The organism is Methanobrevibacter sp. (genome assembly GCF_045541095.1).
In the GTDB taxonomy this organism is placed as follows: Archaea; Methanobacteriota; Methanobacteria; order Methanobacteriales; family Methanobacteriaceae; genus Methanocatella.
The window spans coordinates 1-6,630 of sequence record NZ_JAZQIJ010000212.1 but is presented as its reverse complement, the minus strand read 5'-3'; the positions used below and the strand labels follow the sequence as shown (position 1 = coordinate 6,630).

Annotated in this window: 6 protein-coding genes; 1 reads left to right on the top strand and 5 read right to left on the bottom strand. The window is 33.7% G+C overall.

Going from position 1 to position 6,630, the window contains the following annotated elements; genetic code table 11:
- Nucleotides 1–107 precede the first annotated feature (107 nt).
- On the top strand, nucleotides 108–2,081 hold the full coding sequence (locus tag ACKI2P_RS08985) for a glycosyltransferase (RefSeq protein WP_407376993.1): 1,974 nt from the start codon (nucleotides 108–110) through the stop codon (nucleotides 2,079–2,081).
- Here ACKI2P_RS08985 and ACKI2P_RS08980 read toward each other — a convergent pair.
- The 5 genes from ACKI2P_RS08980 to ACKI2P_RS08960 form a co-directional block, all read right to left on the bottom strand.
- A complete protein-coding gene (locus tag ACKI2P_RS08980) occupies nucleotides 2,078–3,226 on the bottom strand; it encodes a polysaccharide pyruvyl transferase family protein (RefSeq protein ID WP_407376991.1) in 1,149 nt (382 codons plus the stop codon). The two genes, ACKI2P_RS08985 and ACKI2P_RS08980, sit on opposite strands and share 4 nt — an antisense overlap.
- Before the next feature lie 167 nt (nucleotides 3,227–3,393).
- Entirely contained in the window at nucleotides 3,394–4,065 is a 672-nt protein-coding gene (locus ACKI2P_RS08975) for a zinc-ribbon domain-containing protein (protein ID WP_407376989.1), read from the bottom strand.
- 248 nt (nucleotides 4,066–4,313) lie between these two features.
- Nucleotides 4,314–4,997: an amino acid ABC transporter ATP-binding protein gene (locus ACKI2P_RS08970; protein WP_407376987.1), complete on the bottom strand. Its 684-nt coding sequence runs from the start codon at nucleotides 4,995–4,997 to the stop codon at nucleotides 4,314–4,316.
- 12 nt (nucleotides 4,998–5,009) lie between these two features.
- Entirely contained in the window at nucleotides 5,010–5,660 is a 651-nt protein-coding gene (locus ACKI2P_RS08965) for an amino acid ABC transporter permease (RefSeq protein WP_407376985.1), read from the bottom strand.
- A 30-nt stretch (nucleotides 5,661–5,690) separates the two neighbouring features.
- On the bottom strand, nucleotides 5,691–6,518 hold the full coding sequence (locus ACKI2P_RS08960) for an amino acid ABC transporter substrate-binding protein (RefSeq protein WP_407376983.1): 828 nt from the start codon (nucleotides 6,516–6,518) through the stop codon (nucleotides 5,691–5,693).
- Nucleotides 6,519–6,630: the final 112 nt, after the last annotated feature.

Genomic DNA, 6,630 nt, shown 5'->3' with positions numbered 1-6,630 from the left:
TAAATAAAAAATAAATAAAAATTAGAAGAGAATGAATTTTGGGACAGAAATTTAAGAAAAATTCAAATCAGTTAAGTTTTTGAAGGGGCCATTAAAACAGGTGAACTATGAACGATTCAAATTTATTAAAGAAAATATTGCTTGAAGACATTGATGCCATCTCATCAGCAATTTCAGACAAATCCAAAGATGAAATTAAAGAAAATTTTGGACTTTTAAACAGTTGGGTTAAAAATTGTGCTATTTTTGACCTCACAGATAGTGATAAGTATGATGTTTTAAGATACTCAAAGGACATAATCGTTAAATTCAGACCTTTTTGTCATGAAAAGGCCATGAACACTTTTGTTAAAATGATTTCAAGAAACAGAATTCTTGACGCTTTGGAAATCCTTAAAATTATGTCATATAGTTATAATGAGAAAAAAGAACCTGTCAAAAATCTTGTAAAACAAAAGAAGATATTCATATTATCCCCTAAACTGGCTATGGAAATGGGAGGATTGGGTCATATTGTTGTTCACAGGGCATGTTATCTTGCAGGTCAAGGATATGATGTTACCATGCTTAATGTGGGGCCCATTCAAAACTACGGCTTCATCAAAAAGTTTTATGATAAACGCAATCCTCTTTTTGAAAAGGTTAAGTTCTATAATTTTATAGAATATTATTCCATCAAAAATTCAAACTCCTCAAAAAATCCGAACCTTGAGATTGCCATCAAAGAATCTCGTGATGAATACAAAATCGAAAAAGAACTGAACGATGACAATTCTATTACATTGACATATTATGTTGTTGATGATTTAATCAAAACAGAAAAATATATTGATGATTGCCTAATTTTTTCTGAAAACAATAATTTAAGACAATATTTCACATTTGACGGATTTAAGTTTTTGGAACTCGATAAAAATACTAACCAGGTTTTTTTACATGAACGTGAAAGTGGATTAACTCTTGAATTCAACCATAAAAATGTATTCCTGAACCATTTTCTTACAGAAGTATGCCTTATGGATGATGATAAACCTTTCATTATTTGCGATTCGGGTCCTCATTGGTATAATATGAATGCTGTTAGCCTAAACAAGGCAATCAAAATAGGTTGTCTGCATGGAAATCCATTCAAAGGTTTTAATCCGAAAAATGGGATTAGCCCTAAAATAAATCATTTGCAGAGAATGGAAAGATTTCATAAGATAGTCCTACTTACTGAAAGCCTTAAAAATGATTTGAAGAGTTATGTTGACATGGAAAAAATTGCAATTATTCCAAACTTTCTCAATGATGAGTTTCTCGAATATGATCATGTTGACAAGGATTTAGATAAAATAGCTGTATTTTCAAGGATTTCTCCAGGAAAACAGATGTCACACATGATCGAAGCTTTCAATGTTATCGCTCAGGAAAATGATACTATTCATCTGGACATATATGGAGGTGCAGAATCTGTATCAGAAATGAATGAATTGGAAAACCTTAAGAAAATGGCTAAAGATTATAATATTGAAGATAGGGTTCGCTTTATGGGTTATATTGATGATGTTCACCCTGAAATGAGAAAAACATTCTTTACATTACTGACATCAAAGAACGAGGGGCTTTCAGTATCAAAAATAGAACTTATGGGTGATTCAACCCCTATTATCAGTTATGATATTAAATACGGTCCAAGTGACATAATAGAAAATGATGTCGATGGAGTATTGCTTGAAGAGGGTGATATTGATGGATTAGTAAAAGCAATGCGAAGTTTCATAAATAATCCTGATAAAACTCTTCAAATGGGTATTAACGCCAAAGAAAAAATAAAAAACAATTTCTCTATGAGTGCGGTTTGCCCGTTATGGGAAGACCTTTTCATAGAACTGTATATTGAAGATGAAATGGAAAGGATACAAGAAAAACTTAATCTAAAGGATGATTACAATAGCCTTGTGCGAACAAAAAAAGAAATCCTAAAAGAAAATGAAAAACTTGAAAAAGAAAATAAAGAGCTTGTTAAATTCAAAAATGAGGTTTTATCTTCCAAAAGCTGGAAAATAACAAAACCATTAAGAAAATTAAAAAATAGCTAACTTTTGAATAACTTTTTTATTTTACCCATAGGAGAGTTTGATTTTTTTAGCTCCTCTATTATTTTTTCTTTTTCTGCAATGATTTTTTCCTGTTTTTTAATTTTGTTTTCATATTTTTCGAATCTATTAAGTACATCTACAATATATTCACGTGTATCAATTGAATTTTTTGAAAATAGAAGAACATTTTTATCAAGAAGCTCATTATATGTCCTGATGTCATAACATGATTCGTTGATATGGCCGGTAAAACCTTTGCACTGCTTTATCAGTTCCTTTCTGATTGACATATATTCATCTGAATTTTCAGGAGGGTCATTTACATCGAATATGGAAAAGTCATTTTTATATTCCTTGAAATTAGTTACTGTAAAAAGATTACTCAAACCGTCAAAACGATCCTGTTTTGGTCTTGTATTAAACAGCAATACGGGTGTTTTCAAGGCTATTGACGGCAGTGCACAGTGAAGCCTATCAGTAATGACGCAACTTGCATTTTCGTAAATCTTCAGCATGTTTTCAGCCAGAAAGAGTTTTTCCTCACTGTCAAAATAGGATGTGTGATTATAAAGTGATTTCGGAATCTGACCTGGCCATGCCTTTTTAAATGAAGGTGCAAAGTCCTGATTTATAACATAAATCTTTTTATCAGTCTTGCCCGTTAGATATGAAAGTAGCTTATCCGAATAATCTGAATTTATCAGTATGTAATCATTGCTTTCATCCTTATGATTGTATTTGCCTGCGGAGTCAAGTGTCAAGGTCAGACATCCTGTATAGTATGCGTCTATGCCGTTTTCATTTAAAAACTCCTGTGTATGGACGTCACGACAGCCTACAGGGCCGTATTCCTTGAAATATTCTCTGCTTTCAGCTGAAAGAATCGCATCCTTTGTGAATTTGATTGAATTGAAATGCATGGATACAAGCAATGGGTCAATATTTCTTGAAGGAGGCCATGCTTCAGGACAGTTCAAATACCATGCGTTCATAATAGTTTTAACATCACTTTCTTCTTTAAAATCTTGAATCTTGTGTTGCTCTATATAATAATCTATTTTAGGTAAAAATCGTCTTGCTGCAATGCTTTGAATTTCATTTCCCAAATTAATTGTGTAATTGTAAGTCAATAAACCATATTTCATATTTATCTACCTATTCATATTCTAAATCTACTCATATTCTCTTATAATTATTTTTATCAGTATATTTAAAAAAGTTATCCTATGAAAAAACTAATATATTTTTTTTAAAATGAATTAATTAAAAATAAAAAAAGAGATTAGGAACTGGATATTCCTAATATTCAAAATTAAAATGTTTGGGTTCCGCTTGTAGGTGAAAGTGAAACGCTTTGAGTATCCATCAGATTGCTGTTTGAATCATAAAGTTTGATTGTTGCATAATCAGGATAGTATAGATATGCGTCCGCACTGGTAATGTATAGGTAACCGTCTGAGTGCACTGTTGCAGGAACCATATTACCGTTGTTCAGGCTGTTGCCGTCTCTTGAATAAAAGATTTGAACAATTACGTCGGTTCCGGCATTTTCCTTACCTACGTATATCTGGGCATAAGTCTTGTCCGCATCTGCACTTCCTGTTGAAAAACTTCCTCCCAGAATGGACATTGAAGTTTTTGGAGTTGATTGAGCAGTCTTTTCCGGTGAAGTGGTTGCGGTTTTTTCTGAATTGTCATTGACCTTTGTAGTATTTTTTGCAGCAGGAGCGATGCTGGTTGCGCCGCCGCTTGTGTTGGAATCTCCTGACATGAACATATATGCAAATGTACCTGCCAGAACCACTGCAACAATGGCCAATGCGATGATAATCATTTTGGTATTGTTATCCCCTGATTTTTCCTTGCCGCCCATTGAATTGATCATTTCTTCATGGTTTATTGATTTTTTGGATAGTGCTGTTCCGCATTTTTTGCAGAATTTTGCAGTATCCGAGTTTTCACTTTGACAATTTGGACATTTCATTTTCAAACACCGTAATATACATAATCGATAATAATATTTTAGTAACAATCTTTAATATATTTAATTAATTTTAAAAAATTGGATTGATGCCGCATCCCATATATATTTTGATGTAATGCTTTGTAAAAATATTTGTATGGATTAAAGATAATTGATATGTGTTTGATTAAAAGTGTATACAATATAAAAAAGTATGTTTTAATGATGGGTAAAAATAAATAAAATAAGGTGGGATAAGATTGAAAAATTCAATCATAAAATTTTCCGAGAAACTCCTTCATCCTCTGGTTGTCGGATGAGAACACTTCCTCAGGAGTACCTTCCTCTACGATTACACCTTCATCCATGAAGATAATCGTATCTGCGACATTACGTGCAAATGACATTTCGTGTGTTACGATAACCATAGTCATGTTTTGAGCCGCAAGGTCCTTGATAACGTTTAAAATCTCACCGGTCAGTTCAGGGTCAAGAGCTGATGTCGGCTCGTCGAAAAACAGAATGTCCGGATTCATCGCAAGTGCCCTTGCAATTGAAACCCTCTGCTGCTGACCTCCTGAAAGCTCACATGGATATGCGTCTTCCTTGTCCTCCAGGCCCATCTGCTTTAATAGGGTACGTGCATGTTCAAACACTTCAGTTTTATCCCTTTTCTGAACACGTAACGGTGCATTGGTAATGTTTTTCATGACAGAGTGGTGCGGAAACAAATTGAAGTTCTGGAACACAAGTCCAAAACTGCCATCAAAGTTTATTTCTCCACTGTCTTCCTGTTCCAAATCGGTGATGCATCGAAGCAATGTAGACTTTCCTGATCCTGAAGGTCCGATAATGGCAAGCACTTCACCCTTATCGACTTTAAGGGAAATATCTTTCAGAACTACATTGTCACCAAAACTTTTTTTAAGATTTTTAATTTCAAGCAAACTCATTAATACTCCCCCTTATTCATAATAGTCAAGTCTGTGTTCTAAGTGTTCCATTACAAATGCAACGATTATGTTGAACAGATAATAGAATATACCTGCAACCAGCAGTGCAGCGATTGATGAATCAGCAGCCGCAATCTGTTTGGCAACTGTAAACATTTCCGGAATTGCAATAACAAAAGAAAGGGAAGTATCCTTTACTAGAGTAATCACTTCATTAGTTACTGAAGGAAGAATTACCTTGAATACCTGAGGCATAATGATTATGAAGAATGTTTCAATTCTACTGTAACCCAATACCTGTGCAGCTTCATATTGGCCGCTGTTAATGGATTCGATTCCACCCCTATATATTTCGGCAAAGTATGCAGCATAGTTTATTGTAAATGCAATGATTACCGCAATAAACCTGTAGTCTGCAGAAAGACTGAATCCGAATACATAGTATGGTGCAAAAAATACAACAATCAACTGTAGCATCAATGGTGTACCTCTCATGATTGAGATATAAATCTTCATAAGCCACCTTAAAGGTGCAAAGCTACTCATCCTTCCTCCGGCAATAACTAAACCGAGAGGAAGAGAGAATAATAGAGTAAGCAGGAATATCTCAATGGAAGTAACCATACCTCCTAGTAATTGTTCAATTACTGTACTCAATATCATATAACTAATTCTCCCTCTTAACTAATTGATTTATGGTTGGATTAAAGCGTCTTCGGAAATACCGTATTTTTCAGCTATTTTTAAGACAGTTCCGTCTTTAAACATTTCATCTAAAGTTTTTTGTACTGTGTCTTTTAAGGAGTCATTTCCTTTTTTGAATCCAATACCATATTTTTCGGTTGTTATGTAATCATCTAAGATTTTAAAGTCACCTGAATTGTTTTTGTTATCGATGTCATACTCTGCTACACCAATATCCATAGCGACTGCGTCACATGCACCGGATTCTAAATCCATAAATGCGGTGTTATAGTCTGCTACTTCAGTCAATGTTGCAAAAGTATCTGCGATAGTTTTGTTGTCTCCTTGAAGAGCAGCCAATGCAGATGAATCTTTTTGTGTTTCTACGGTTTTACCTTTTAAATCTGCGATAGATGAAATACCTGAATCTGATTTAACAACGAATATTTGTTTGTTGTCGAAGTATGGGTTAGACCAGAGGTAATCGTTTTCTCTTCCATCCATAGTAAATCCGTTCCAAATACAGTCGATTGAACCGGAATCTAATTCAGCGTCTTTTGCATCCCAATCAATTGGTTGAGCTACAAATGTCCAATTGTTTCTTTCACAAACTTCTTTTGCTAAATCTAAGTCAAAACCTGTGTAGTTTCCACTGTCGTCTTTGTATCCATATGGTGGGAATTCAGCATCGAAACCAACAATGAATGTACTTTCATCGTTTGCGGTTTGGTTGGCGTTGTTTCCTCCCATAAAATCAAATAACCCTGCGCTTACAGATCCTAACATCATAAATGATATGAGGACTAAAGCCAAAATAATACCTATCTTTTTATTCATTTTAAAACACCGAAATAGTTATAACTATATGTAGAATTTTTTTCTACGTGTAATATTTTTTTAATTTAACATATTTATTTGTTTATATTCAATCTTTACTGAACCTAAAAAT